We start from the raw sequence: 26,737 nt of genomic DNA, 5'->3' as shown, positions 1-26,737 counted from the left end.
TATGTCTGAAAACACAGCTCGTACCGTAACTGGTCACGTTGTCAGCGATAAAGCTGACAAGACAATTACTGTATTGTTGGAGCGTCGCGTTAAACATCCTATTTATGGGAAGTACGTGAAACGTTCTACTAAGATCCATGCTCATGATGAAAAGAATGAGTGCGGCTTAGGCGATACCGTAACTGTTGAAGAGTGCCGTCCATTGTCTAAAACAAAGACATGGCGGTTGGTTAGTATCGACGAACGCGCAGTTCGCGTTTAATTCGGGAGTTTGATCCATGATCCAAACAGAATCCGTATTGGATGTAGCTGACAACAGCGGTGCTAAACGCGTCCAATGTATTAAAGTTTTGGGTGGCTCACACCGCCGTTACGCTCATATCGGTGACTTAATTAAAGTTTCTGTGAAGGAAGCAATTCCTCGCGGTAAAGTTAAGAAAGGTCAAGTTATGAACGCGGTAGTAGTGCGCACCAAGAAAGGTGTTCGTCGAGCGGATGGTTCTGTTATCCGTTTTGATGTAAACTCAGCGGTTTTGCTGAACGCAAACAACGCGCCAATTGGCACCCGTATTTTCGGGCCAGTGACACGCGAATTGCGTACAGAAAAATTCATGAAAATCATTTCCCTGGCGCCGGAAGTACTATAAGCCCTTCGGGGCTTGTTTTATGAGACGGTAGCAGGAGGTGGAGTAAAAAATGCAAAAGTTAATAAAAGGCGATGACATTATTGTTATTGCTGGTAAAGACAAAGGTAAGCGCGGCAAGATTTCTTCCGTGATCTTTGATGAGAAGAAAGGTGATAAGTTCTTGGTTTCTGGCATTAACCTTGTCAAGAAAAACCAAAAGCCTAATCCTCAAGCTGGTGTCCAAGGTGGCATTATTGAGAAGGAAGCGCCTATTGCGGTATCTAATGTTGCAATCTTCAATCCAGAAACTAACAAGGGTGACCGTGTTGGATTTTTGGTAAAAGAAGATGGCAAAAAAGTACGCATCTTTAAGTCCACGAAAAAAGTGATTGGTGAATAAGGGATACAACTATGTCTAGACTAAAAGCTCTATACAAATCTGACGTTGTGTCTGCGCTCCAAAAAGAGTTCGGCTACAAGAACGTTATGGAAGTCCCACGAGTCACTAAGATCACCCTAAACATGGGCGTGGGCGAAGCAATCGGCGACAAGAAGCAAATAGAAAGCGCAGTGCGCGATCTAGAAGCAATTTCTGGTCAAAAGGTTGTTGTTACAAATGCACGTAAATCGGTTGCAGGCTTCAAAATTCGTGAAGGCTGGCCAATCGGTGTAAAGGTTACTTTACGTAAAGATCGCATGTGGGAATTTATGGACCGTTTGGTTGATATCTCTCTACCACGTGTACGTGACTTCCGGGGTATTAACCCTAAGTCATTCGATGGCCGTGGTAACTACAGCATGGGTGTTAAAGAGCAAATTATTTTCCCTGAAATCGAGTATGACAAGGTAGATAAATTGCGCGGTATGGATATCACCATTACCACATCTGCAAACACCAATGATGAAGGCCGCGCTCTATTGAAAGCGTTGTCCTTCCCGTTCAAAAGCTAAGGGGATAGGTTCATGGCTAAAGAGAGTATGAAAGCTCGCGAAGCGAAGCGTACCAAGCTAGTTGCTAAGTATGCAGAAAAGCGTGCAGCGCTTAAAGCGACCATAAATAGCCCTAAATCTTCAGCTGAAGATGTATGGGAAGCACAAATTGCACTACAAAAGCTGCCAAGAGACGCAAGTCCTGTTAGAATGCAGCGCCGTTGCCAAGTGACGGGTCGACCACACGGTGTATACCGTAAGTTTGGCCTATCTCGTAACGTACTCCGTGAACAAGCCATGTTAGGCAACATTCCCGGTCTTAAAAAAGCAAGTTGGTAAGCTAAACGGTCTGGGCCGGGGTATTTCACCCCGGCTACCGCGTTTAAGCTGAACATAGAGGTTATATCTAATGAGTATGCAAGATACGCTTGCGGATATGTTTACACGTATTCGTAACGCACAGCGATCAGGCCATGCTGCCGTTGCTATGCCTTCTTCTAAAGAGAAGATGGCTATCGCAGAAGTATTAAAGAATGAAGGTTTCGTAGCTGGCTATGCCGTTGAAGGTGAAGCTAAGAAAGTTATGACCATTGAGCTTAAGTATTTCGAAGGCAAGCCTGTAATCGAATCAATTCAGCGTGTATCCCGCCCTGGTTTACGTCAATACCGTAGTGCAAAAGATTTGCCTAAGGTATCTGGTGGCTTAGGAATCGCGATCATTTCTACTTCTCATGGTGTCATGACCGACCGAGCAGCTCGTGCTGCAAGTGTTGGTGGTGAAGTCATTTGTGAAGTTTTCTAAGGAGTGAACTAGCGATGTCTCGAATAGCCAATTCCCCAGTGACAGTTCCTGCCGGTGTTGAAGTTAAATTAGACAGTGAACTTATCACTGTTAAAGGCGGAAAAGCAGTGCTTTCGCAAGCAATGCATCCTTCTGTTGAAATTAAACAAGAAGGCGAAACTCTTACTTTTGCAGCACGTGATGGTGGTAAAATATCACGCGCGATGTCGGGTACAATGCGTGCGTTAGTCAACAACATGGTTGTTGGTGCGTCAGAGGGTTTTGAAAAGAAACTTCAGTTAAATGGTGTTGGTTACCGTGCGAAAGCAACCGGTAACTCTATCAACTTAACTTTAGGTTTTTCTCATCCAGTTGATTACGTACTTCCTGAAGGCGTTACAGCAGAAACTCCGAGCAATACGGAAATCGTATTGAAGGGCGCGAACAAGCAGCAGCTTGGTCAAGCGGCCGCAGAGATTCGCGCTTTCCGTCCGCCAGAGCCATATAAAGGCAAGGGTGTACGCTACGCAGACGAATACGTTCGTCGTAAAGAAGCCAAGAAAAAGTAAGGGCATAGGTCATGAGCGAAAAGAAAGTTTCCCGTTTGCGCCGTGCTCGTCGCAGTCGTGCAAAAATGCGCGAATTGTGTACGAATCGCTTAAGCGTAAATCGATCAAATCAGCACATATATGCGCAGATTATTTCAGAAGATGGCAGCAAGATTTTAGCAAGTGCTTCTACTCTAGATGAAACATTGCGTGCAAGTGCAACAGGTAATAGCGAAGCAGCAGCAAAAGTAGGCACTCTGATAGCAGAGCGCGCTAAAGCAGCTGGTATCGAAAATGTAGCTTTCGACAGATCTGGTTTTAAATACCACGGTCGAATGAAAGCATTGGCAGACGCGGCCCGTGAAGGCGGCCTGAAATTCTAAGGGGTTTGACTGATGGCGAATAATGATCAAGTTCAAGCTGGCGGCGATCTGCAAGAAAAGTTAGTACAGGTCAACCGTGTAGCTAAAGTAGTTAAGGGTGGCCGTATTTTCGGTTTCACAGCTTTAACAGTAGTTGGTGATGGTGAAGGTAAAGTTGGCTTCGGTCGCGGCAAAGCGAAAGAAGTGCCTATTGCTATCCAAAAGGCCATGGACGCAGCGCGTCGTAACATGGTTGAAGTTAACATTGTAGACGGCACGGTACAGTACGCTGTAACGGCTCGACATGGTGGTTCTAAGGTGTATATGCAACCAGCCTCTGAAGGTACTGGTGTGATTGCAGGCGGCGCGATGCGTGCTGTTCTTGAAGTTGCAGGCATACACAACATCTTAGCTAAGTGTTATGGATCTACGAACCCAGCAAACATCGTTCGCGCGACTGTTAAGGGTTTGACCATGATGCGTTCACCTGAAGATATCGCTGCGAAGCGTGGTCTGTCTGTAGACAAGATTCTGGGGTAAACACCATGGCTAAGAAAACAGTAAAAGTTCAATTGTTCCGCAGCCCGATTGGTGCTCAACCTAAACACCGCGCGTCGGTTAAAGGTTTAGGTCTCACCAAGATGAATCAGGTACGCGAGCTAGAAGACACTCCCGCAGTACGCGGTATGATCAACAAAGTGCACTATTTAGTGCGCGTGGTTGAGGGATAAGCAAATGTATTTGAATAAAATAAGCCCAGCAGAAGGATCCACCCATGCACCTAAGCGTGTTGGTCGTGGTATCGGTTCTGGTCTAGGTAAAACTTGTGGTCGTGGCCATAAAGGCTTGAAATCACGTTCTGGTGGTTCAGTTAAAGCTGGTTTTGAAGGCGGTCAAATGCCTTTACAGCGTCGCTTGCCAAAGTTCGGCTTCAATTCTCGCATGGCGGGAAAAACAGCAGAGATTCGTTTGAACGAATTGACGTTGATTGAAGGCGATGTTGTCACAGTTGACGCACTAGTTAAGGCTGATGTTATCAGTCATAACATCCAGCGCGCTCGCGTTATCCTATCTGGTGAAATTACTAAAGCTGTTACCGTTAAAGGCTTAAAAGTAACCAAGGGTGCGAAAGCAGCGATTGAAGCAGCAGGCGGTAAGGTAGAGGAATAATCCCTAATGACCACACAAGGACTACCTGCAGGAATGAGTGGTAAAGGGCTGGGCGAACTTTGGGTTCGCCTCCGTTTCGTACTTCTAGCATTGCTAGTTTATCGAATCGGTGCCCATATCCCTGTTCCTGGTATTAATCCGGATCAGTTGGCAGCAATGTTCGAGCGTAACCAAGATACTATCTTAAGCATGATCAACATGTTTTCAGGTGGTTCTTTGGAGCGTATGAGTATATTTGCACTCGGTATTATGCCGTATATTAGTGCTTCTATTATCATGCAGCTGATGACTGTAGTAAGCCCTCAGTTAGAGCAGTTAAAGAAAGATGGTGAATCGGGTCGTCGTAAGATGTCTCAATACACTCGTTATCTGACACTTGCACTAGCCGTTGTTCAGTCGTTTGCTATTTCGGCAGGCCTAGCAAGTCAAGAAATCGCATTTGAATCTAGCGCTAGCTTTTACTTTATTGCTGTCGTTACGTTCACTACGGGCACCATGTTTATGATGTGGCTTGGCGAGCAGATTACTGAGCGCGGTATTGGTAACGGTATTTCTTTGTTGATCTTTGCGGGTATTGTTGCTGGTCTACCAGGCGCTATTGGCCAAAGTTTTGAGTCTGCTCGTACGGGCAGCTTAAGCATTATTGCACTGTTGTTGATTGGTTTGTTTGCCATCGCAGTTGTCGCATTTATTGTCTTTATTGAACGTGGCCAACGTCGAATTACCATTAATTACGCAAAGCGCCAGCAAGGCCGTAAGGTTTTTCAGGCGCAAAGCAGTCATTTACCTTTAAAAGTTAATATGGCTGGTGTGATTCCACCAATCTTTGCATCAAGTATCTTGCTGTTTCCAGCATCGCTTGGTAATTGGTTTGGTGCGAGAGAAGGTTTAGGATGGTTGCAGGATGTAGCATTGCTGTTAGGCCCTAACCAGCCGTTGTATCTCGTATTGTTTGCGGTAGCGGTTATTTTCTTCTGCTACTTCTACACTGCGATAACCTTCAATCCGAAAGATGTTGCTGAAAACTTAAAGCGTAGCGGAGCATTTATTCCTGGGATACGTCCTGGTGAGCAAACGTCACGTTATATCGATGGTGTCTCAGCACGATTAACATTTTTTGGGGCTTTGTATATCACCGCCGTGTCTTTGCTTCCGCAAGGCTTGGTGATGGCAGCAGATGTACCGTTCTATTTAGGTGGTACTTCTTTGTTGATCGTGGTGGTGGTTGTCATGGATTTCATGGCCCAAGTACAGAGTCATCTAATGTCGCATCAGTATTCATCATTGATGAAGAAGGCGAATTTGAAATAACCGAGCGTCTTTTTGAGACCCGGTAACTGGATGGAGTTAAGCATGAAAGTACGTGCATCCGTAAAGAAGATCTGCCGAAACTGCAAAATTATCCGTCGTAACGGTGCTGTGCGAGTGATCTGTACAACAGATCCAAAACATAAGCAACGCCAAGGGTAATATAGTTTATTGGGATATTACTTGATTTTAAATTTATCAAGCGGTATCCTTTCGCGCCCTCAGATTACTGAGGGTTTTTGTTGGGGCGCATTAACGCAGCCCCAATTTTATTACTAACGGAGAAGTTGAATGGCCCGTATAGCAGGCGTCAATATACCTGACAACAAGCATGCGGTGATTTCCCTGACTTATATCTTTGGTATAGGCCGCACCCGTGCTAGTGGCATCTGTAAGTCTGTTGGTGTTGAACCAACGACCAAAGTGTCCAGTCTCGATGAAGCTAAGCTTGACGAGATTCGCGCTGCAGTCGGAGAACTCACTGTTGAAGGTGACTTGCGCCGTGACATTCAGATGAATATCAAGCGCTTAATGGATTTAGGTTGTAATCGTGGGATTCGTCATCGTCGTAACCTGCCCGTTCGCGGACAGAACACGAAGAATAACGCACGCACCCGTAAAGGTCCTAAGAAGCCTATCAAACGATAAGTTTGATTTGAATTAATTTACATAGGAAATCGAAGATGGCAAAGCCAGGTACGAAGGCACGAAAGAAGGTGAAAAAGCAAGTAGCGGATGGCATCGCGCACATCCATGCTTCTTTTAATAACACCATCGTGACTATCACGGACCGCCAAGGCAATACCCTGAGTTGGGCAACTGCTGGTGGCTCCGGTTTCCGTGGATCACGTAAGAGCACTCCTTACGCTGCACAGATCGCCGCTGAGCGAGCTGGTGTAGCAGCACAGGAATATGGTCTTAAGAATTTAGATGTGGAAGTTAAAGGTCCAGGTCCAGGTCGTGAGTCTGCGGTACGAGCATTAAACGCGGTGGGTTATCGCGTCAGTAACATAACTGACGTAACACCGATTCCTCATAACGGTTGTCGCCCGCCTAAAAAGCGTCGCGTTTAATTAAGGAGACAGAAATCAATGGCACGTTATATTGGTCCTAAGTGTAAGCTGTCTCGTCGTGAAGGCACAGACCTCTTTCTAAAGAGCGGCGTTCGAGCACTTGATTCAAAGTGTAAACTCGAAGCAGTTCCAGGAGTTCACGGTGCACGTCGTGGTCGTTTATCTGACTACGGTGTTCAGCTTCGCGAAAAGCAGAAAGTTCGTCGTATTTACGGTGTTTTAGAAAAGCAATTCCGTAACTACTACGCAGAAGCCGCTCGTCTTAAAGGCGCAACAGGTGAAAACTTGTTAAAGCTTTTAGAACAGCGTCTAGATAATGTTGTTTATCGAATGGGTTTTGGTGTAACTCGTGCGGAATCGCGCCAGTTAGTATCACATAAAGCTATTTTGGTGAATGGCCAGACGGTTAACATTCCGTCATACCAAGTTAAGCCTGGTGACGTTATATCAGTTCGTGAAAAGTCTACTACTCAGTTGCGCATTAAAAACGCAATAGATGTAAACGCGACACGTACTGCAGTTGTCTGGTTAGAAGTTGATACTAAGAAAATGGAAGGTAAGTTTAACTCTATTCCAGAGCGAGCTGAACTTTCACAAGATATCAACGAAAACTTGATTGTAGAATTGTACTCTAAGTAATCTCACTGCAAATAGGGGCATCTATGCAGCGTTCAGCCAACGAGTTTTTGACACCACGTCACATCGATGTGCAGGAAATCAACGCAAATCGCGCTAAAATTACGCTTGAGCCATTAGAGCGTGGTTTCGGCCATACCTTAGGTAATGCGTTGCGTCGTATTCTGTTGTCGTCTATGCCAGGCGCGGCTATCACCGAAGTAGAAATCGACGGTGTATTACATGAATACAGCACAATTGAAGGTGTTCAGGAAGATGTACAAGAAATCTTACTCAACCTGAAAGATGTGGCTGTTAAATTACATGAAAGAGACGAGTGCACACTTACTTTGAAAAAGGCAGGTGCAGGTACTTTGACAGCTGGAGATATTCAGCTCGATCATGGTGTTGAAGTCGCGAACCCTGACCATGTGATTGCTCACTTGGGCAGCAGCGCAGACGTCAACATGACTCTGAAAGTTACTGTTGGTCGTGGTTACGTACCAGCAGAAGCCCGCAGCAGCGAAGAAGACGAGAGTAAACCGATTGGTCGCTTGCAATTGGATGCGACATACAGCCCTGTGGTTCGGGTAGCCTACGCCGTAGAAAGTGCGCGTGTAGAGCAACGTACAGACCTCGATAAGCTGGTAATTGAATTAGAAACTAACGGCACTTTAGATCCTGAAGAAGCGATTCGTCGCTCTGCAACGATCTTGCAGCAACAAGTTGCTGCGTTTGTCGATCTAGATCACCAAGCAGAAACGGTACAAGAGAAAGAAGAAGATAAGATCGATCCTATCTTGTTACGTCCTGTTGATGATTTAGAGCTAACCGTACGTAGTGCAAACTGTCTAAAAGCAGAGAACATTTACTACATTGGCGATCTAATTCAGCGTACAGAAGTTGAGTTGTTGAAGACACCGAACTTGGGTAAGAAGTCTTTAACTGAAATTAAAGATGTTCTTGCATCCAAAGGTCTCTCTCTAGGCATGGTCCTAGAAGCTTGGCCACCTGCAAGTTTAAAGAATGATGACAAGGTTCTCGCTTAAGCGAGGCCTGTCTTCTGGCTGGTAAGGAATTTAGAAATGCGTCATCGTAAAAGTGGTCGTCACTTTAACCGCACCAGTGCTCACCGAAAAGCTATGTTGCAAAACCTAGCGAACAGTTTGTTTGAGCACGAAGTGATAAAAACGACCCTGCCTAAGGCAAAAGAATTGCGTCGCGTTGCAGAGCCATTAATTACATTAGCAAAGAATGATTCAGTTGCTAACCGTCGTTTGGCTTATGACCGTACACAATCAAAAGAAATGGTAGGTAAATTGTTCACCGATTTGGGTCCTCGTTATAAAGAGCGTCCAGGTGGTTACTTGCGAGTACTTAAGTGCGGTTTCCGTGCTGGTGATAGTGCTCCAATGGCAATCGTTGAACTAGTTGACCGTCCTGAAGTTGAAGCTGATAACAGCGAAGACTAAGGTCAGAGTTAACGAAAAAGCCCAGCAATGCTGGGCTTTTTTATGCCTGTTGGTTTTTTAAATCGGCTGAGAGCTTCGGGCTGCGTGCTGCGGGTACGGTCAAAACCATCGCGTTTTCACTTTGCTACGAACGCTCCTACTTTTGGTGTTGGTTAATGTTTCGGTAGGAGCCTTCGGAATGAAATGGAGAGGCGATTTGTAGTTTAGACATTCAGTTAGTGAATGGTACCGACTGTAGGCGTGCTCAATAACCCTCGCGTCTTCGCTTTGTTATGTATTGGGCTACCATTCTTTTGATTTTACTCGAAACACGCAGCTCGCAGCCCAAAAAAAAGGACGCTATAAGCGTCCTTTTTTGCAACTCAAAAACAGCCCTTAAGAAAACATCCCCTTCAACATAAAGAAGAAGATTATAGATAAGAACGCTCCGGCTGGTAGTGTGATGACCCAGCTTGAGACTATGTTGGCTAGTACTCGCAAGTTTAATGCTGAAATACCGCGGGCTAGGCCTACACCTAATACTGCGCCTACTAGGGTGTGTGTTGTTGAAACGGGTAGGCCGGTTCCAGAGGCTAATACAACGGTAGTTGCTGCGGCGAGTTCTGCTGCAAAGCCGCGGCTTGGTGTCAGTTCGGTGATCTTCTTACCGATAGTTCCCATGACTTTATAGCCGTAGGTCGCTAGTCCAAATACGATACCGGCGCCACCTAGTAGTAAGATCCAGCTTGGCAATGCGCTTTCAGCCAAAATTGCACCGTTATTATGAATAATGCCGACCACGGCAGCGAGTGGACCGATCGCGTTTGCTACGTCGTTAGAACCATGAGCAAAGGCCATCGCACAGGCTGTGAAGATCATTAAGATGGCAAAAACTTTTTCTACGGAAGCAAAACGAAAGTTGCGATCTGCTTCTTCATCTATTTTGACTCTTGAAAGGAATACATAGCCAATGCCCATGACTACTAGGCCAATAATTGATGCCAGTCCGGCTGATTGGATGAAGCTATAGTCTAAACCAACGTGTTTTAGGCCCTTGACCATGGTTACCATAGAAATCATAAAACCAACAAAAAACATGTATACCGGAACGTACTTTTTGGCGTTAGCGAATGGATCATCGGTGTTCAGAATAAGCCGAGATACACTACGGAAAATTAGGAAGGCCATGGTTCCGCTTATTAAGGGCGAAACAACCCAGCTTGCAACAATGGCAGATACTTTGCCCCAGTTAACTGAATCTACGCCTATCCCGACTGCTGCGAAGCCTACAATAGCACCAACAATTGAATGAGTGGTGGATACTGGCCAACCCTTAGACGAAGCCACTGCTAGCCAAATGCCAGCAGCGAGTAACGCAGACATCATGCCGTAAACTAGGAGCTCGGGGTTATCTACAAATTGGCTAGGGGTAATAATGCCTTTGCGAATGGTATTGGTCACTTCTCCGCCAGCAAGATAAGCTCCAGCAAATTCGAAGATCATGGCAATAAATATTGCTTGTTTAACGGTGAGTGCCTTGGAGCCGACAGAAGTACCCATGGCGTTTGCAACATCGTTTGCACCCACACCCCAGGCCATTAAAAAGCCAAAGAAACAGGCCATTATTATGAGTATTTGTCCGTATTCACTGATGACAAACATAAAGAATCCTCAATTAATCAGTACATGCCGTAGTTAACGGGCGATTAAAATTTGAAGGCGAGACCCAACGCGTTGTGCAACATCTGCAAGGTCACCAATTTGGTCTATGACGTTATAAAGGAACATCATATCAAGTGGAGGGTATTTCGATTCTATGTCTCTAAGCGCCCGGCGCATTTGGATTTCAAAAACATCCGTTTTGTGCTCTTGGTCATCAAGCTTACTTAATAAAGAAGCCACAAAGCTCACTTCTTTACTACCAAAGCCTGTTTCGTACAATTCGTCAAGTTCTGCTAGTGCATCCTTTGCACGGCGGCTGGTACTGATTGCTGCCAACAGATATTCTTTCATTAAGGGTTGAACTTCATCTGGAATCATCATTTCACGGCCTAGCATAATGCCGGAAATATCCTTTGCTTTATTGGCGATTCTGTCTTGCATGCTCAAGAGCTCTAACAGGTCCGAGCGTGGAACAGGCATGAATAGACTATTGGGTAAATGTGCGCGAATATCCTTTTTAAGCACGTCAGCTTCGTCTTCAAGTCTTGTAATAGCTCCACGGCATTTCTCAGCTTCTATGTAATCACCCTTCATAGCAGCTTCAAAGAAAGGGACAAGCTCTTCTGTACAGGCATGAGCTTTGCTTATGTGCTCTTGCATGGGCTTTACGGGCGACCGTCCAAATAAAACGGACAGCGGGCTGGTATTGTTCATGGTTGATTCCTCAATCAAACGGCACAAATGCGCGTCGCATTATAGTGCCTTTGACTTGTAATAAAACTGCCAAACAAAGAAAAGTTGGTGTTTATTTGATTAAAACCCTTATAAAAGTCACCTTTTTAATTAACTATTTAAATTGAACCGCTGTAAAACTTAACTAGTGCACCAATATGGCGCGTTAATTGGCTTCGTTACCTGCAAAGACGATAATGACACGGTCGTTTTCCGTAGTGCGGCTAAATACATAGGGTGCCTCACTAATTTGTTGATGAAAGCCCGAGCCTATCGCTGCGTGTTTCTTTCGAAACTTGCCAATAATTTGCCAATGGCTTAACAAATCGGAATTATCGTCTGTAATACTAGTCCAGTTCATATCTGATCGTGTGCCCTGATGGAAATCGTCACCATAAGGGCCTAAAGGGCGGGCGGTCTCGTCACCATAGTAAATTTGGACACCGCCTGGTAGTAGTAGGAACGGAGCGGCTACTTTCTTTTGCAGGCTTAAGTTTTGGTACTTTGCGTAAAATAACGTTGTGTCGTGGCTAGAGATATAGCTGAGTGCATTAAATGCGGGGTCTGTATTAATCGCGTTAGCGTAATGACTGTAAGTGCTGTCAATATCAGACATACATAAGGCAAAGTCATGAGCTTTTTCTTGGAACTCGAAGTTTATTAGACTGTCAAAACCGTAATTGTAGTAATAATCCTTAAATAAAGGGTGATCAAACACCTCGCCGACCATCCAAAAGCTATCATCACCCGTTAGCGGGTTAGTGTCTTGTTCTGCTTGCCAGCCTTTATAAGCAAGTTTGGCTTTTTGCTTAAGCGTTAGCCAATGTTCGAGTTCAACATGTTTAGCGGTATCGCTACGAAAGCCATCAATTCCAAACTCTCGAACCCAATAGGTTTGCCAATCAGTTAAATGATCGATGACGGTTTGTGAGTTACTTTTTGCTCGAGTATCACTTTTGTTTGCTAAAATCGGTGGCAGGGTAACTTCTTGGTTCGAATCAGTAAGGTAGTCTGGCAAACCAGCTAAAGCGAGTGATAAGTCATCAGCGCCTGGTTGAATGTAACCTGGAAAGGCGGCGCGAATCCAATCGTTTGACCACCATTGTCTATTCCAATTAGGGCTCTGGTAATCAATGAGTTGGTTGTAGCTGTGCCAATTTTGGTTAGGACCAGGTTGCCAATTATTGCCTAGGTTTTCTAAGCCTTCATTTAAAACACCTACTTGGAAATCTTTCAAATCGGCCAATGTTGCGTAGCCAGCGTGGTTGATCACGGTGTCCCATATAAGTCGAATATCTCGCTCATGGGCCTCTTTGACTAGAGTACGTAGATCTTCATCCGTGCCAAAGTTAGGGTCTAGTTTCGTGTAATCAAGCGCCCAATAGCCGTGATAGGCATAAAATGGGAACTCGCCATTTTTTCCGCCACCGACAAAACCATGAACCTGCTCGATTAATGGCGTCATCCAAATGGCGTTTATACCTAGGCTTTCAATGTAGTCCAGCTTGTTAATAACTCCCTTAATGTCGCCACCATGAAATGTGCCTATTTCGTCGTTGCCATCTTGCTTGCGATTGAACTGCAAATCGTTATTAGTGTCGCCATTGCTAAAACGGTCGGTCATGATGAAATATACGAGGGCGTTATCCCATGTAAAGGGAGTAGGCTCTGAGTTTATTGCTTCTATTAAAAGTAAACCATTACTGCCATTTGCTGGCGTTAGGGTGACGTGCCCTTGCTTTACGGTTGCTACTTGACCGGAATAAAAATCACGTATTTGTTCATTGTCGTCAAACTGGCTAGATACATTGACAGTGACAGGTTCACCCTGCCAAGTAGCGCATTGGGTTTCAGGCAGCGGGCGTACATAAGGTTCTGCCTTTGCATTTTTTAGTAGTAACAGGAGGCTAATACTCGTGTTTTCAGGCGTGTAGGTAAATTGTATATTACCCGCGACTCTGACCTTTAGCTCAAGGGGTTTAGTTGCACAAGTTTGCAGTTCAATGGGTTTATTAAAGCGCGCCCGAGAGTCTTCTTGTGCACCAAGGGGAAATAAACAAGATTCTTGATTGCTAAGGTGAAACAGGTAGTTACCTTTTACTAAAGGCACATCAACAGGCTGGCTAATATCATGTTCAGAGTGTTTTTCGAACCCAGTCTCTAGTGTTCCTTGTTGAATCACGAGTGTTGGCTGTGCAGAAACAGCTGATATGCTGAGTAACCATATGCTAAAAAAAATAGGTCGCATTGTCTTTCCTTTAATAAAAGCAGGTAAAGACTAGCGGCTCTCAAGGCTGTGGGCTAGGTTGTTTTTGCGTAAGTTGGATTGTCAGGCAAGGCTGGCAATCACTTGAGCGTGCTAAAGCTCGATAGAGCGAATGCGTCGATTCTCATCAATTGCTACATAAACAAACTCAGCCTCGGTGACTTTACTGCGCTCCGCATCCTCAGGCATTCGGCTCCAAACCTCAATTGCTATACGCACCGAACTTTTGCCTACATGGGCAATGTGGGTATAACAGCAAACGACTGAACCAACACGAATGGGACGCATAAAGCTCATATCGCCAATGGCCATCGTTGCGGTTCTGCCTTTAGCAATACGGCTCGCCACAATACTGGCAGCGTTGTCCATTTGAGAAACTAACCAACCCCCTGATATGTCACCATTAGAGTTAACTTCACTTGGCTGCGCAAGCACTCGCAACTGCAAGTCGCCTTTAGGCTCAGGATATGATTCATCTAATTTTTTCATGTTTATTTGTCAGTTCTAATCGTTGTTATATTTTCGAGTATTATATCCACAGTGCAAGCGCTTTCCTATGCTATTGGGCGCATTTCCAAAGATTCATAGATAAATTTAACAAATATGACGGTTTGTCACATAACTGTCATATTGCTTTCTTAATATGTCGCTCATGCCATCAACTGATGGTCAGTTATTCACTTGAGGAGCAATACAATGAAAAAAGTACTCTTATCAGCTGCAATGATGACCGTGACAGCACTTAGCGCAACAATCGTGCAAGCACGTGATCAAATTAATATTGTAGGTTCATCGACGGTTTATCCTTTCGCCACTGTAGTTGCAGAGCGTTTTGGTCGTGCAACCAACTTTGCTACACCAACAATTGAATCTACTGGTTCAGGCGGTGGTCTTAAGCTTTTTTGTGATGGTGTAGGGGCAAACACGCCTGATATCACAAACTCGTCAAGCTACATCAAGCAATCTCAATACGATGCCTGTGCAGAAAATGACATCGATATTATTGAAGTTAAGATTGGATACGATGGCATAGCGTTTGCGAACAGTAAGCAAGGCAACAAGATAGATGTATCTCAAAAAGATTTGTTTCTAGCCTTGGCCGCTAAAGTGCCTGGCGCCAAAAATGGCGAATTAATTGAAAACCCTTATAAAACTTGGAAAGATGTTAACCCTGCTTTGCCAAATGTCGCTATCCGTGTCTTAGGGCCACCGCCTACATCGGGAACTCGTGCCGCGTTTGTTGAGTTGGTTATGCAGAAAGGCTGCGCCAAATTTGATTGGATTAGTGACCTTAAGAGCTCAGACAAAAAGCAGTATTTAGAAATTTGTGATTCTATGCGTGAAGATGGTGCGTTTGTAGAAGCCGGCGAAAATGATAACTTGATTGTGCAAAAGTTAGAGGCCGATACAACTTCATTCGGTATCTTTGGTTATTCATTCCTAGATCAAAACAGCGACAAAATGCAAGGCGCGTCTTTTAATGGCGTTGATATTAGCTTTGATTCTATTTCCGATGGCACTTACCCTGTGTCTCGTCCGTTGCACTTCTTTGTTAAGAAAAACCACATTGGTGTGATACCGGGTGTTTTGGAGTATGTTAATACCTTCCTAAGCCCAGCCGCTCAAGGTGAAGAAGGCTACTTAGCTGAGAAAGGTTTAATACCTCTAGGTACTGCTGAACTAAAAGCAATGCGAGCTTCGGTTGCTGCTCAGCAAGTATTTAAAATGTAATTGAGTTATTAAGCGCAAATTAAAAGGAATCAACATAGGTTGGTTCCTTTTCTGCGTTTTAAACTGATTGAAATAATCGCTTAGGCGGTATCGTTGGATTGGGAGTATTTATGACATCATCGTCCCTGTTTTTACTCATTGTACTGTTTGCAGTTACGGCTTACTTTTTTGGGCGTAAACGCTCCGAAGTAGTCGCAAAAACAGTGGGTGGCGTAAGGCACTTACATTCGTTGCCAAATTATTACGGTTTAATGGCAGGTATATGGGCAGGCGTACCAGCGTTATTGCTTTTGTGCTTATGGGTCATCTTCGAAGACACCGTTATTCAAACTATAGTCTTTAGTTCATTGCCTAGTTCTTTCCAAGCATTGTCGAGTTCTGAAGCGGGATTAATTTGGACGGAAGTGAACAACCTGCAAAACGGTGTTCTTAGTATTGCTTCAAATGAAGTGCTCTTGGGTGCAGTTGAGCGCCTAGACGCTCTTGAGCGTGGTAGTGCTATTTTAAGAACCGTCCTGGTTATTTCCTTAACGGCGTTGTGTGCAGGTATTGGTTGGATGCTCATACGACCAGGGCAAAAAGCACGACACCAATTTGAGCGTGTATTACGCACACTTCTCATGCTTAGCTCTTCTGTCGCAATTTTAACGACCGTTGGTATTGTCTTCTCGGTACTGTTTGAGTCAATACGATTCTTCCAAGCGGTACCCTTTACAGAATTTGTCTTTGGAACTAAGTGGAGCCCGCAAATGGCCATTAACTCCGAAGTTACGGGTTCATCTGGTGCCTTCGGTGCCATCCCTCTGTTTGTGGGTACATTAATGATTGCCAGTATCGCTCTTATTGTAGCGGTGCCCATTGGCTTGATGACCGCTGTGTACCTTGTTGAGTACGCAACGCCTAAAATGCGAAGCATTATAAAGCCTTTGTTGGAAGTTCTAGCAGGTATACCAACCGTGGTTTACGGCTTTTTTGCGGCATTAACGATGGCACCACAATTAAAAAGCTTTCTCGAAGGCTTCGGGGCTGATGGTGTTTCTTCTGAAAGCGCGCTGGCGGCTGGTTTAGTCATGGGTATTATGATAATCCCTTTTGTGTCCTCATTGGCCGACGATGTAATAAACGCAGTTCCTAACACCTTGCGTGATGGCTCCATAGGTCTGGGCGCTACACGCAGTGAAACAATTAAAAAAGTCGTCTTTCCTGCTGCTTTGCCCGGTATCGTCAGTGGTGTTCTACTTGCCGCTTCCCGAGCCATAGGCGAAACCATGATTGTGGTTATGGCGGCAGGGTTAGCCGCTAACTTAACGGCAAACCCTTTAGAAGCTGTCACGACTGTGACTGTACAAATTGCCACCTTGTTGGTAGGCGACCAAGAATTTGACAGCGCCAAAACACTATCAGCCTTTGCCTTAGGTCTGATGTTGTTTATTACCACACTAATGTTAAATATCATTGCGTTAGCCGTTGTTAAAAAATTCAGAGAGCAATATGACTAATCAAACATTGAATGCCATAGAGCGCCTAGCGCAAACTAAACAAGAGCGGCTTAACAGCAAGCTCAAAAAACGTTACGCGAAAGAAAAGCGATTTAAACTGTTTGGCATTATGTCAATTGTCATCGGTTTAAGCTTTTTAGCGGTATTGATCGGGACTATTTTCACAGCTGGGTTCTCGACGTTTTTTACCACTGAGATTCGACTGACGGTAAACTATGATGCTGAAACACTTGGTGTCACCGATCTTAATGATACCGAGCAGCTGCTTTACGCTGACTGGGGCGCGTTACTTAGAAATGCCATTAAAGAGCGTTTCCCTGAAGTCACCGGTCGCAGTGAAAAACGAAAACTCTATACTTTAAATAGTAGCGTTGGTGAGTATTTTCTAAAAGAACGTCTTTTAGCTAACCCTGAGTTGTTAAATTCGTCCGAACAAATTTGGGTGTTAGCCGATGATGAAACCGATGCCTTTATGAAAGGTCAGGTGGATAGGGACATGCCAGAGAATGAACGTCGTTTCAGCGACGCACAAATTGCTTGGATTGATCAACTCGTTGCAACCGGTGATATTCGCAAAACCTTTAATACGCAGTTCTTTACCAGTGGAGACTCACGTGAACCTGAACAAGCCGGTATACGCGGTGCTATGATAGGCTCGCTGTATACATTGCTTGTTACCTTGTTGTTATCGTTCCCCATCGGCATCGCGACGGCCATTTATTTGGAAGAGTTTGCACCGAAAAACCGCTTAACTGAAATTATTGAAGTAAATATTAATAACTTAGCCGCCGTACCTTCAATTGTATTTGGCTTGTTAGGGTTAGCGGTGTTTATTAACTTGTTTCATTTGCCGAGATCAGCGCCGGTGGTCGGCGGTTTAGTGTTAACTCTAATGACCTTGCCGACAATAATTATTTCATCGCGTTCGTCAATTAAAGCAGTTCCTCCTTCCATTCGTGAAGCGGCACTTGGCTTGGGCGCATCTAAAATGCAGATGGTCTTACACCACGTATTGCCACTAGCAATGCCGGGTATGCTAACCGGAACCATCATTGGAATGGCTCAAGCCTTAGGTGAGACAGCTCCGTTGTTAATGATCGGTATGGTTGCCTTTATTGTTGATGTGCCGAGTACGCCATTTGATCCATCGACCGTATTGCCTGTGCAAGTTTACTTATGGTCTGACTTACCCGAGCGTGCGTTTGTAGCGAAGACATCTGGCGCTATTATGGTTTTGCTTGGATTCTTAGCCACAATGAACTTATTCGCCGTATTTTTACGAAAGAAATTTGAACGTCGCTGGTAAACCCGGCCCCTAAAAGAATTTGAGGTGTATTAAAATGACCGACGAAAACAGAAGAATCGAAGAAACCTTTAATGGCTGGACAGATACCGTAGGTACGCCATTAATAGGCGATAATGCACGGATGAGTGCACGCAATGTCGACGTGTTTTATGGTGATAGCCAAGCCATTCATGGTATTGACTTAGATATTGGCAAAAACGAAGTACTTGCCATGATTGGACCATCAGGTTGTGGTAAGTCTACGTTTTTACGAACGTTAAACCGCATGAACGATACCATTGATATTTGCCGAGTCTCCGGTGATATAAAGTTAGATAACGAAAATATTTATGAAAAAAATATGGATGTGGTCAGCTTGCGTGCACGAGTTGGCATTGTATTTCAAAAGCCAAATCCATTTCCAAAGTCGATCTACGACAACGTTGCTTATGGTCCAAAAATACATGGCTTGGTAACGCGTCGAGTAGAGTTAGATGAAGTGGTTGAAACGGCACTTCGTAAAGCCAGTATTTGGGATGAAGTGAAAGATCGTCTTGATCAACCCGCGACAGGGTTGTCGGGTGGTCAGCAACAGCGTTTATGTATTGCGCGCACCATTGCAGTTTCTCCAGAAGTTATTTTGATGGATGAGCCGTGCTCAGCATTAGACCCAATTGCCACCGCACGCATTGAAGAGCTGATCGCAGAGCTATCTGAAAACTATACTATTGCAATTGTGACTCACAGTATGCAACAGGCAGCACGCGTATCTAACCGCACCGCATACTTCCATTTGGGTCGCTTGATTGAAGTAGGTAAAACTGAACAGATATTTACGGCACCGAGCCATAAATTAACTGAAGATTACATAACCGGACGATTCGGCTAAGGAGCTTGTCATGGCAAAACTAACCTTTGAAAAACACACTTCCGCGCAGTTTACGGCAGAGTTAGAGCAAGCTCGCAAACACCTAATGCAAATGGGTGGCCTGGTTGAGCAAATGGTTGAATCCGCTTTTACGGCGCTGCAAGAAGTAGATACCAGCTTAGCCGAGCAAACCATTAAAATGGACAAAGAAGTTAATGAAATGGAGCTGAAAATTGACCAAGAATGCACACAAATTCTTGCTCGAAGAAACCCAGCGGCTTCTGATTTACGGTTTATTCTGTCCGTGACGCGGGCCGTAACCGACTTAGAACGTATTGGTGATGAAGCCACTAAAATTGCAAAGCAAGCGATAGAAATTGCCGATGCTGGCAACGGCCCGCAAGGCTTTGTTGAGCTGCGTCATATCGGTGAAAAAGTACGCCAAATGGTTCATGGGGCACTTGATTCTTTTGCTCGGCTTGATACTGACTTAGCATTGTCTGTGCTGCATCAAGATAAAGCCGTAGACTTAGAATATGGTACGGCAATTCGTACCCTGGTGACCAAAATGATGGAAGATCCACGAACCATTTCTCATGCGCTTAACGTGATGTGGGCACTGCGATCGCTAGAGCGCATAGGTGACCATGCACGTAATATTGGCGAGTCGGTTATTTATTTAGTCAAAGGTAAAGATGTGCGCCATAAAAAGCTGGCCAAAATCGAAGAGCAACTCAATAAGTAATAGGCTGTTCATAGTGCTTAAATAAAGCTTCAGTGTCCTTGATACGGACTGCTTTCAGAGCAGTCCAGAATGCCTCAACTTGGTCTGGTCGCTGAGTATAGGTAGCCTTTGAAAAAGCTGCATACCACTGTTGGCTCATAAAAGGGATTTCAAGCGGAATAACTTTGCCCTCGAGCCCAAGTTCATTTATCAATGTTCTGCCTATTACCGCATCTATGATAAAGCCATCTAAAACCTGACTAGCGACTAGTGGCAGGGCTTTCCTTGCTTGAAGTTGTGCGATGGGCATAAAACCCATGGCCTGTAATTTTTTATCTGCGATATAACCTGGAGATGACTGTACATTTGCGCTGGCAGGAAGTAACACATATCCATCCCAGCTTAAAGCAGAGTCAGGGTGCGTAAAAATTATATAGTCGCTTTGATAAAAGAAACGGTCATCCAAAACGCCGTTAGTTTTTGGAAAGACAGACCAGCCATCCCGTTCTTCATTGAAAATGAACGCAGCGATCGCATCAATGTCTCCCTGAGCTAGCTCCGCCTGACAGCGTTTCCAAGGTTTCCGCTCAAAGGTAATCGTATTATCAAGGTTTTTAGAAGCCCTGATCAGCATGTCTGGCACTATGCCGTTTTGGCCTTCAATAAGAGCGCCTGTACCCAGAAGAAATGGTGCAACATGTTGGTTTTCAAGACAAAAATGAAAGTTTTCAGCGTGTGCGTACTGAAGCCCGAATATTGCCAGACTGAAAACAAGACATTGCTTTAACATTTATTACCATAAAATTTGCTACTGAGGTTCAATAAACCTAGTACAAAAACACCATGATTGCCCTAAACTTTAGCTATAAGACACAAATAACACAAAAAACCTTATATTTATCAATTAGTTGTTGACGATCTTAAATCACATATATATAGTTCGCCTCCGTTAGCCGGCATAGCTCAGCTGGTAGAGCAACTGACTTGTAATCAGTAGGTCCCGCGTTCGACTCGTGGTGTCGGCACCACATTCTAAAAGCCCCGTAACCCTTTGGTTACGGGGCTTTTGTCTTTTTGGACTCTCTAATAATCACACTTTCACCTCATAGTTAGCTCAATACTAATATCTGCAATGCTGTTCTTCATAGACTATGCTTAACTAAGAGATAAAATCGCTCCAATCTAAGGTTTAATGGAGCTGTATTGTTGCAGCAGTTTTGTAATACCTTTTTGTAATACCTTATTACTGATATCAAACAAGGTGGTTAAAATGGAATTAGGGGCGTTTTCAATAAGTTTGTCAGTGAGTAATATTGAAGAATCAAAAGTCTTTTATCAAAAAATAGGCTTTGAAGTTGTGGCTGGTGACCAAGCCCAAAACTGGTTGGTGTTACAAAATGGAGATCATAAAATTGGGTTGTTTCAGGGGATGTTTGAAGGGAATATGATGACATTTAATCCCGGTTGGGATCAAAATAGGGACACACCTGAAAAATTTGCCGATGTTAGGGAGCTCTTGAGTGCGTTTGAAGCTCAAGATGTCAATATAGTACAAAAATCAATTACCAACGAAAGCGGCCCTTCACACTTTACGATCAAAGACCCTGATGGTAATTTGATTCTGATAGATCAACATGTTTAAGGTGCTCTAACTCAGATTAGACCCTCGTTCAATATGCAAAAGTATATAGGGAATTACGCTTACTAAGACTGAATGGTAAGCTTTTCGAGCAATTAAATGAGATTAGGATTGTAAGTAGCACCTACCCTTTTATTAGCTCATAGGGTTACATTAAATGTCACACAATTTAGTCGCCAACAAAGAAAACGCTATCGCTTTTTATCGAACCGCCTATTTAGGTGCCCCAGCGGAGGCTATTAAAAAGTATGTCGGTGCTGAATACATACAGCACAACCCATCGGTGAGTAATGGAACCCAGGGGTTTATCGATTATTTTAATGAAATGGCTCGAGACTATCCCGAAAAAGAAATTAAATTTGTGCAAGCCATTGCCGAAGGTGATCTAGTCGCGCTTCATACGCATCAAACTTGGCCAGGCAATGATCAGTATGTCACCATGGATTTCTTCCGTTTTGATGAACAGGGTAAAATTTTCGAACATTGGGATTCTATTCAATCGGTGCCAGCTGACTCTAAAAATGGTAACCCAATGTACTAAGCGGTAATCCAAATCTTAGGCTGACATTAAAAGGATGCATCATGCCAACTAAGTATGAATGGAGAAAAAAAGAGAAAGAATTATATCTACCTAAAGCGCAGCCTATGGTTCTTGATGTGCCTGAATTCAAATTTTTAACCTTAGGAGGCGAAGGCAGCCCAGAGAATCAATTTTTTTCTGATGTTGTCGGTACGTTATATTCACTTTCTTATGGCGTGAAAATGCTGCCGAAAAAAATGACCACTCAACCTAAGGGCTATTTTGACTATACGGTATACCCTTTGGAAGGCGTTTGGGATATTAACGATGACGCTAAAAAAGTCTTTGATGGCACGGTCAAAAAAGAAGACTTCGTGTATCAAATGATGATTCGCCAACCTGATTTTTTAGATAACAATCTCTATTTTGAAGTATTCGATGCTGTAAAGAATAAGAAATCCAACCCGCTGTTAGAATGCGTTGAGTTCAAAACTATCTCAGAAGGTAAGTGTATTCAAATGTTGCACCTAGGTCCCTATGAAAATGAGCCTGTAAGCTTTATTCAAATGGAGGCGTTTGCCGCCAGTCAGGGATTGGAGCGAGTGTCGAAATTGCACAGGGAAATTTATTTGTCGGATGCTAGGAAGGTTGCCCCTGAAAAGTTAAAAACGGTTTTAAGGTTTAGTGCGAAATAACGAGCCCTGTTTAACAAAGTATTGCACTTGTTCACAAGTTATCCTGTGATGAATTTATGTAAACCATTTCATCGATTACTTTAATGAAATAGTCGCCCATGTATTAACTCAACGTATCATCATTCATCACCACAGGTATATATCATGACCACAAAGCACGACTGAAGAAAAGAGGAGAGGTTGCATTATTTTAAGGGATAGTTTTATCGCGAAAATGAGTTTACTAGGCTACTATATTAGCTAAACTCAATAGTAGCTTGGTATTTTCCGTCCTTTTCGCTAAGTAATACTCCGTGACGCATTAAATAAGCCTAAGCATATTCATTATTTTGATAGTCAATTTTTAGTTTAAAGGCAATGTAATGAAAAATATTTGTATCCTCTTAACTCTAATGTGCGCACTAAATACGGGTGCTTTTTCCCAAGTAGTTAGCGTTTCATTTGGTAACACGCTACCACCTTGGGTTTTGGATGGCGGCACTGAAGGTCTTTTGGTTGATATTATTTCCCAATGCTTGGAGCCTTCCGGTCATGTAATTAAGCCGATACTACACCCCTATACTCGTCGGATTATTGAATACAAAAGCGGCAATATTGACGCCGTTGTTGATATAAATCCCAACCTAATGCAAGAAGAACAACTAGAAGGTTTTTTACCGGTTTTATCTACCAATATCAAAATTATATTTATTCGTTAACTGAAAATGGTTTTTCACTTAAAACAATCAAAGATGTTGGCAATCGTAGCTTTGTTTCTTGGCAAGGTGCAAAAATAACCATCGGTGGGGAGTACACTGAAATGGCAAGTAGTAATCCCAATTATTTTGAAATTGACCGGCAAAGCTCCCAAGTACTAATGTTATTTAAGAAAAATGCTGATTTCATCCAAATGGACCAGAAAATATTCAACTACTATGCTCAAGAATTGGTTGTAAAAGGTATTCACAATGAATTAGCAGAAGTCACCATATACCCATTACTTGGCTCTAGTCCAAATGGTATTTTATTTCGTTCTGAGAAGCTTAGAGATGAGTGCATTGCCAACTTATCAAAAGTGAAAAAAGAATCAGAGCTATCAAAGATATTACTTAGACCCTAAGCGATTAAGAAGTTTGATTTATTACAAATCACTACTGGCTAGTAATGCAGGGTTTATTAGTGAAATAAGTCGAGTTATTTATATTTACAAGCTTACACTCCTGCCTAGTTATCTTATGATAGTAGTCAACTAAATATTATAGCTCTTTCAAAATGACCCAACTTGCCTTCAGTCAACGCCTTTCTAAGTTAGAAATAAAACAATTGCCTCCTTATGACGGGGTAGGCTTAGATGCGATCAAAATAATTTATCACGAATCTGATATTGACGATTTCGCACAGCGAATCTTAAATTCAACGGTAGTCGGCTTCGATACTGAAACTAAACCAAATTTTCAGGCAGGCAGTAAACAAAATTCCGTGAATATTGTTCAGGTTGCAAGTGAGCATGGAGCCCTAATACTTCGTGTAGATGATGGAAACTTATCGGCGGTTGTTCGCAAGTTAATTGGCTCGGAAAAGGTATTGAAAGTAGGTTTTGGTCTACACCAAGATAAGAAGCAGTTGTTTCGATTATTCGGTGAGCATTTAGAAAACTCAATAGATTTATCGGGTGCATTTAGTCAATTTGATATTAAGCAGCGCGTAGGCGCACAAGCAGCAGTCGCCTTAGTGTTGGGTGAACATCTTAGAAAGTCTAAAAAAATACAGTTATCAAACTGGGCGAATAAAGAGCTTACTAAAAATCAACTCCTTTATGCCGCTAATGATGCCTATTGCGCATACGATGTTTATAAAAAACTTCTAACAATCACCAATAAGATTTAGCTTTTATCTGAACCTTGCGTACACCGTGAGGTAGTTATAGGGCAGACTCATTAAAATTTAACTACGGTGCTAGTTAGTAGTTTGATCATTTTTTGCTTATCAAGAGGCAGGTTGTCGTCTTTGAACCAAGTATTGGCTTTACTTTTCATTATGTTATAAACAGCCTCTACAGATACATTGCCATTCATGTCGATGCATTGGCTTGGCGCGTTGACGAGTATTGCAAATGCTGCACCGAATATTTGTGCTGACTGAACAGAGTCGATGTTCTGCTTATTATCATCCTGCTCTAGCTTTAAATAAAAATATTTAAGCACTTGGAGAGAGTTTAATTTTTGTTGAATCATCCAGGGAACAAAGTCGGCAGGCTTTACGCGCCATAATGCTGGCTGATTATGGGGGTTAATTAGTTTAAGTGTTTTACCGTTGCTGGTCTTAGCGAGGGCCTTGGCTTCATTAAATGCCGTGATATTAACAATACCAATATCAGCCGTATCTCTGGGGTGAATGCCTAAGCAAATAGGTATTGCTTCGCTAAACACTAACCAAGTTTCTAAGCGTGTGAATTCTTGGCAGAACTTTTTTTGAGTCGTAGTGTCATTGATGACTGCAGCTTGGCGTTCAAGAGCGGCTTGCTGTGCTAAGTTGTCTGAGTTATTGCTAGGTAGGTTTTCGGCACTTGGTTTTTGTGCGGGTTCGGCAAACATGCCCATTGGATCGGCATATAATTTAGTTTGATTTTTCGGGTCGCTCATTTAACACCCTGTCTTCATAGTCAATTTCACTAATCACTTTGGTTTATAATGGGCTATTATGAGCTAGAGCAGTCAATTTGAGTATGTTTTTTAATAAGATGCCAAGAGGGCAGGATATTGAGGGTTTTAAAGCGGTTTGTTGGGTATCTTGTATTGTTGATGTCGATCAGCGTGGGCTTGTGTGCTTTAGTGATAGTTTATCAGTCGACTTTGACCATTGAAGTGATCGACAATTCCTTAGCTCGGCACGAGGCCCAATATCTGATTGAGAAGACAACCCAGCAGCTGGTTAGTCGTGAGCTGGCGATATTACACTCATGGTTGGCTGTTACTGCTGTGTTGTTGCTCATAGCAATCGCTATGGTGGGGGGATTACTGCGTTACATCTTAATGCTCGAAGCCAAAAATGAACCGAAACTCAACGAAGTGCGGTAGTCTTTATTGGATTCTCTGGCACAATAAGCTTTCATTTTTTAGTTTTAGGCGAATTCTTTAATGTCCGACATTTTAATCACATTTTCTAGCTGGTTTCGACCACACTTAACCTTTATAGCATCTGCCTATATTGCCACTATACTGGTGATCTATGGCGCACGAATTAATAAAGCGGTGTGGGCGCTGGTTAAGGGCGCTCATTTTATTGTGCGAACGTTAGTTTTTGTCGCCTTATGCGCGATTGGGTACGGTACTATTTCTGTTTATTTAGTACCCGTAGTTCGGGATTTATTGTTACTTGCAGGTGCATTATGGCTAGGGCCACTCGTGGTATTAAGTTTTTTACTAATTGGTTGGTTAGCAGAGCATCACAGCCGAAAAGGTTGATCGCAGCAGGGTTGGTTGCCATTGCGTCAACGGTGTCAGCTTTTGAAGAGCAAGGCCACACGATGGCCGCGCAATTGATGACGATGTATTTAAATGAGGGTGCGAAAACCTATTTAACAGAGCTAATTGGCGAAGACTGGCAACGGCAGGTCATAGCCCTTGCTCCTCGTGTAGAGCAAGACGTGACCCGCGCTAAAAACCGCCCGTATCTGCCTTTGCAACAAACCCTTTTTTCTATAGAAGACACTGAATTTGAGGCCGCTAAACATTGCCCAAATAACGCCTGTTCGGTGGGTGCAGTTTTAGAAAGCCGGCAAGTACTTCTAGAGAGCCAATACTCCAATGCTAAAAAGCGCCAAGCGTTAGGCTTTTTAATGCATTACATGGTGCAGCTGCATAGTCCCATTAACTGTGGATTTGAACGGGATATGGGAGGGCAAAAAATATATCTAAAGGACTCCGATCTCAAGCCAGTAAACTTAGCATGGATATGGAATTACGACCTATATCGTAAGTTTGAAGAGCGTTGGTTTACGCTTGCGCAACGGTATTATCGAGATATGGAGAAAATAGATTTAGAGTCCTGGGTCGAAACACTCAGTCCACAAGAATGGGCGTTTGAATCTCACTTGATTGCCAGAGAGACTGTCTATGGTTTAGCAGTTGAAGGTCGGTACAGCGCAAAGTTAGTAAGAGAGGGGCAAAAAGTCATTGAAACTCAGTTGCAAAAGGCGGCGTATAGAACGGCAATGCTGCTGAATGAAATGTGGGGCTAATGAGTTTTGTTGCTGGAAAAAGGAAGGGGAAAG

Annotated in this window: 38 protein-coding genes and 1 tRNA gene; 33 read left to right on the top strand and 6 right to left on the bottom strand. The window is 43.5% G+C overall.

Annotated features, from left to right (window positions below):
• Position 1 precedes the first annotated feature (1 nt).
• From rpsQ to rplQ, 18 genes are all read left to right on the top strand, one after another.
• Positions 2-262, top strand: a complete 261-nt coding sequence (gene rpsQ, locus ACI882_RS03435; RefSeq protein WP_411743277.1) for a 30S ribosomal protein S17 — start codon at positions 2-4, stop codon at positions 260-262.
• Positions 263-278: 16 nt separating this feature from the next.
• Complete coding sequence (gene rplN / locus ACI882_RS03430; RefSeq protein WP_411743278.1) at positions 279-647, top strand: 50S ribosomal protein L14; 369 nt, start codon at positions 279-281, stop codon at positions 645-647.
• A 49-nt stretch (positions 648-696) separates the two neighbouring features.
• A complete protein-coding gene (rplX, locus tag ACI882_RS03425; protein ID WP_411743279.1) occupies positions 697-1,026 on the top strand; it encodes a 50S ribosomal protein L24 in 330 nt (109 codons plus the stop codon).
• Between the two features lie 11 nt (positions 1,027-1,037).
• Positions 1,038-1,577 (top strand): 50S ribosomal protein L5, encoded by a 540-nt coding sequence (rplE, locus tag ACI882_RS03420; RefSeq protein WP_411743280.1) that lies wholly within the window; start codon positions 1,038-1,040, stop codon positions 1,575-1,577.
• Between the two features lie 12 nt (positions 1,578-1,589).
• Complete coding sequence (gene rpsN / locus ACI882_RS03415; protein ID WP_411743281.1) at positions 1,590-1,895, top strand: 30S ribosomal protein S14; 306 nt, start codon at positions 1,590-1,592, stop codon at positions 1,893-1,895.
• 70 nt (positions 1,896-1,965) lie between these two features.
• Positions 1,966-2,358 carry a 30S ribosomal protein S8 gene (gene rpsH / locus ACI882_RS03410; RefSeq protein WP_411743282.1) on the top strand — a complete coding sequence of 131 codons (393 nt, stop codon included), beginning with the start codon at positions 1,966-1,968 and terminating at the stop codon, positions 2,356-2,358.
• Between the two features lie 14 nt (positions 2,359-2,372).
• Positions 2,373-2,906 (top strand): 50S ribosomal protein L6, encoded by a 534-nt coding sequence (rplF, locus tag ACI882_RS03405; protein WP_411743283.1) that lies wholly within the window; start codon positions 2,373-2,375, stop codon positions 2,904-2,906.
• 11 nt (positions 2,907-2,917) lie between these two features.
• Positions 2,918-3,268 carry a 50S ribosomal protein L18 gene (rplR, locus tag ACI882_RS03400; RefSeq protein ID WP_411743284.1) on the top strand — a complete coding sequence of 117 codons (351 nt, stop codon included), beginning with the start codon at positions 2,918-2,920 and terminating at the stop codon, positions 3,266-3,268.
• Positions 3,269-3,280: 12 nt separating this feature from the next.
• Complete coding sequence (rpsE, locus tag ACI882_RS03395) at positions 3,281-3,787, top strand: 30S ribosomal protein S5 (protein WP_411743285.1); 507 nt, start codon at positions 3,281-3,283, stop codon at positions 3,785-3,787.
• Between the two features lie 5 nt (positions 3,788-3,792).
• Positions 3,793-3,978, top strand: a complete 186-nt coding sequence (gene rpmD / locus ACI882_RS03390; protein ID WP_216000476.1) for a 50S ribosomal protein L30 — start codon at positions 3,793-3,795, stop codon at positions 3,976-3,978.
• A 4-nt stretch (positions 3,979-3,982) separates the two neighbouring features.
• A complete protein-coding gene (gene rplO / locus ACI882_RS03385; RefSeq protein WP_411743286.1) occupies positions 3,983-4,417 on the top strand; it encodes a 50S ribosomal protein L15 in 435 nt (144 codons plus the stop codon).
• 6 nt (positions 4,418-4,423) lie between these two features.
• Entirely contained in the window at positions 4,424-5,728 is a 1,305-nt protein-coding gene (gene secY, locus ACI882_RS03380; RefSeq protein ID WP_411743287.1) for a preprotein translocase subunit SecY, read from the top strand.
• A gap of 42 nt (positions 5,729-5,770) precedes the next feature.
• Positions 5,771-5,887: a 50S ribosomal protein L36 gene (rpmJ, locus tag ACI882_RS03375; protein WP_411743288.1), complete on the top strand. Its 117-nt coding sequence runs from the start codon at positions 5,771-5,773 to the stop codon at positions 5,885-5,887.
• A 129-nt stretch (positions 5,888-6,016) separates the two neighbouring features.
• Positions 6,017-6,373 (top strand): 30S ribosomal protein S13, encoded by a 357-nt coding sequence (rpsM, locus tag ACI882_RS03370; protein ID WP_411743289.1) that lies wholly within the window; start codon positions 6,017-6,019, stop codon positions 6,371-6,373.
• Positions 6,374-6,408: 35 nt separating this feature from the next.
• Complete coding sequence (gene rpsK / locus ACI882_RS03365; protein WP_216000471.1) at positions 6,409-6,798, top strand: 30S ribosomal protein S11; 390 nt, start codon at positions 6,409-6,411, stop codon at positions 6,796-6,798.
• Between the two features lie 18 nt (positions 6,799-6,816).
• Complete coding sequence (gene rpsD / locus ACI882_RS03360; RefSeq protein ID WP_411743290.1) at positions 6,817-7,437, top strand: 30S ribosomal protein S4; 621 nt, start codon at positions 6,817-6,819, stop codon at positions 7,435-7,437.
• Between the two features lie 23 nt (positions 7,438-7,460).
• Positions 7,461-8,462, top strand: a complete 1,002-nt coding sequence (locus ACI882_RS03355; RefSeq protein WP_411743291.1) for a DNA-directed RNA polymerase subunit alpha — start codon at positions 7,461-7,463, stop codon at positions 8,460-8,462.
• Between the two features lie 36 nt (positions 8,463-8,498).
• Complete coding sequence (rplQ, locus tag ACI882_RS03350; RefSeq protein ID WP_411743292.1) at positions 8,499-8,885, top strand: 50S ribosomal protein L17; 387 nt, start codon at positions 8,499-8,501, stop codon at positions 8,883-8,885.
• 375 nt (positions 8,886-9,260) lie between these two features.
• Here rplQ and ACI882_RS03345 read toward each other — a convergent pair whose 3' ends face one another.
• The 4 genes from ACI882_RS03345 to ACI882_RS03330 form a co-directional block, all read right to left on the bottom strand.
• Positions 9,261-10,526: an inorganic phosphate transporter gene (locus tag ACI882_RS03345; protein ID WP_411743293.1), complete on the bottom strand. Its 1,266-nt coding sequence runs from the start codon at positions 10,524-10,526 to the stop codon at positions 9,261-9,263.
• A 33-nt stretch (positions 10,527-10,559) separates the two neighbouring features.
• Positions 10,560-11,240, bottom strand: a complete 681-nt coding sequence (locus ACI882_RS03340) for a TIGR00153 family protein (protein ID WP_411743294.1) — start codon at positions 11,238-11,240, stop codon at positions 10,560-10,562.
• A gap of 184 nt (positions 11,241-11,424) precedes the next feature.
• A complete protein-coding gene (locus tag ACI882_RS03335; RefSeq protein ID WP_411743295.1) occupies positions 11,425-13,506 on the bottom strand; it encodes an alpha-amylase in 2,082 nt (693 codons plus the stop codon).
• Between the two features lie 111 nt (positions 13,507-13,617).
• Positions 13,618-14,013 carry an acyl-CoA thioesterase gene (locus ACI882_RS03330; protein ID WP_411743296.1) on the bottom strand — a complete coding sequence of 132 codons (396 nt, stop codon included), beginning with the start codon at positions 14,011-14,013 and terminating at the stop codon, positions 13,618-13,620.
• Between the two features lie 207 nt (positions 14,014-14,220).
• Here ACI882_RS03330 and ACI882_RS03325 point away from each other — a divergent pair, with 207 nt between their 5' ends.
• From ACI882_RS03325 to phoU, 5 genes are all read left to right on the top strand, one after another.
• Positions 14,221-15,255, top strand: a complete 1,035-nt coding sequence (locus ACI882_RS03325) for a substrate-binding domain-containing protein (protein ID WP_411743297.1) — start codon at positions 14,221-14,223, stop codon at positions 15,253-15,255.
• Between the two features lie 110 nt (positions 15,256-15,365).
• Complete coding sequence (gene pstC / locus ACI882_RS03320; protein WP_411742941.1) at positions 15,366-16,754, top strand: phosphate ABC transporter permease subunit PstC; 1,389 nt, start codon at positions 15,366-15,368, stop codon at positions 16,752-16,754.
• A complete protein-coding gene (pstA, locus tag ACI882_RS03315) occupies positions 16,747-18,060 on the top strand; it encodes a phosphate ABC transporter permease PstA (RefSeq protein WP_411742942.1) in 1,314 nt (437 codons plus the stop codon). Before pstC ends, pstA begins: the two co-directional genes overlap by 8 nt.
• A gap of 34 nt (positions 18,061-18,094) precedes the next feature.
• Positions 18,095-18,928, top strand: coding sequence for a phosphate ABC transporter ATP-binding protein PstB (gene pstB / locus ACI882_RS03310; RefSeq protein WP_411742943.1), 834 nt, complete (start codon positions 18,095-18,097; stop codon positions 18,926-18,928).
• Between the two features lie 10 nt (positions 18,929-18,938).
• A complete protein-coding gene (phoU, locus tag ACI882_RS03305) occupies positions 18,939-19,652 on the top strand; it encodes a phosphate signaling complex protein PhoU (RefSeq protein ID WP_411742944.1) in 714 nt (237 codons plus the stop codon).
• Here phoU and ACI882_RS03300 read toward each other — a convergent pair.
• Positions 19,642-20,421 (bottom strand): hypothetical protein, encoded by a 780-nt coding sequence (locus ACI882_RS03300; protein WP_411742945.1) that lies wholly within the window; start codon positions 20,419-20,421, stop codon positions 19,642-19,644. The genes phoU and ACI882_RS03300 overlap by 11 nt on opposite strands.
• 162 nt (positions 20,422-20,583) lie before the next feature.
• Here ACI882_RS03300 and ACI882_RS03295 point away from each other — a divergent pair.
• The 7 genes from ACI882_RS03295 to ACI882_RS03265 all read left to right on the top strand — a co-directional run bounded on the left by ACI882_RS03295 (position 20,584) and on the right by ACI882_RS03265 (position 24,351).
• Positions 20,584-20,659: transfer RNA gene (locus ACI882_RS03295), tRNA-Thr, on the top strand.
• A 242-nt stretch (positions 20,660-20,901) separates the two neighbouring features.
• The gene (locus tag ACI882_RS03290) at positions 20,902-21,273 is read left to right on the top strand and encodes a VOC family protein (RefSeq protein ID WP_411742946.1); all 372 of its coding nucleotides are present in this window, start codon (positions 20,902-20,904) and stop codon (positions 21,271-21,273) included.
• A 154-nt stretch (positions 21,274-21,427) separates the two neighbouring features.
• The gene (locus ACI882_RS03285; RefSeq protein WP_411742947.1) at positions 21,428-21,811 is read left to right on the top strand and encodes an ester cyclase; all 384 of its coding nucleotides are present in this window, start codon (positions 21,428-21,430) and stop codon (positions 21,809-21,811) included.
• A 41-nt stretch (positions 21,812-21,852) separates the two neighbouring features.
• Positions 21,853-22,485 (top strand): GyrI-like domain-containing protein, encoded by a 633-nt coding sequence (locus tag ACI882_RS03280; RefSeq protein WP_411742948.1) that lies wholly within the window; start codon positions 21,853-21,855, stop codon positions 22,483-22,485.
• 362 nt (positions 22,486-22,847) lie between these two features.
• Positions 22,848-23,183 (top strand): hypothetical protein, encoded by a 336-nt coding sequence (locus tag ACI882_RS03275; protein ID WP_411742949.1) that lies wholly within the window; start codon positions 22,848-22,850, stop codon positions 23,181-23,183.
• A 101-nt stretch (positions 23,184-23,284) separates the two neighbouring features.
• On the top strand, positions 23,285-23,584 hold the full coding sequence (locus ACI882_RS03270) for a hypothetical protein (protein ID WP_411742950.1): 300 nt from the start codon (positions 23,285-23,287) through the stop codon (positions 23,582-23,584).
• A gap of 152 nt (positions 23,585-23,736) precedes the next feature.
• The gene (locus ACI882_RS03265; protein ID WP_411742951.1) at positions 23,737-24,351 is read left to right on the top strand and encodes a 3'-5' exonuclease; all 615 of its coding nucleotides are present in this window, start codon (positions 23,737-23,739) and stop codon (positions 24,349-24,351) included.
• A gap of 50 nt (positions 24,352-24,401) precedes the next feature.
• On the opposite strand, the gene ACI882_RS03260 is transcribed toward ACI882_RS03265, so the two are convergent.
• A complete protein-coding gene (locus tag ACI882_RS03260) occupies positions 24,402-25,106 on the bottom strand; it encodes a hypothetical protein (protein WP_411742952.1) in 705 nt (234 codons plus the stop codon).
• Between the two features lie 159 nt (positions 25,107-25,265).
• Here ACI882_RS03260 and ACI882_RS03255 point away from each other — a divergent pair, with 159 nt between their 5' ends.
• From ACI882_RS03255 to ACI882_RS03245, 3 genes are read left to right on the top strand one after another with little or no spacing between them, the layout of a single operon-like run.
• Positions 25,266-25,541 (top strand): hypothetical protein, encoded by a 276-nt coding sequence (locus ACI882_RS03255; RefSeq protein ID WP_411742953.1) that lies wholly within the window; start codon positions 25,266-25,268, stop codon positions 25,539-25,541.
• Between the two features lie 60 nt (positions 25,542-25,601).
• On the top strand, positions 25,602-25,928 hold the full coding sequence (locus tag ACI882_RS03250; protein WP_411742954.1) for a DUF3392 family protein: 327 nt from the start codon (positions 25,602-25,604) through the stop codon (positions 25,926-25,928).
• Complete coding sequence (locus ACI882_RS03245; RefSeq protein WP_411742955.1) at positions 25,853-26,704, top strand: S1/P1 nuclease; 852 nt, start codon at positions 25,853-25,855, stop codon at positions 26,702-26,704. Before ACI882_RS03250 ends, ACI882_RS03245 begins: the two co-directional genes overlap by 76 nt.
• The last annotated feature ends 33 nt before the right edge of the window (positions 26,705-26,737 follow it).

It is taken from the genome of Reinekea sp., from assembly GCF_046710285.1.
Taxonomy (GTDB): domain Bacteria; phylum Pseudomonadota; class Gammaproteobacteria; order Pseudomonadales; family Natronospirillaceae; genus Reinekea.
This window is presented reverse-complemented; position numbering and strand designations above follow the sequence as displayed.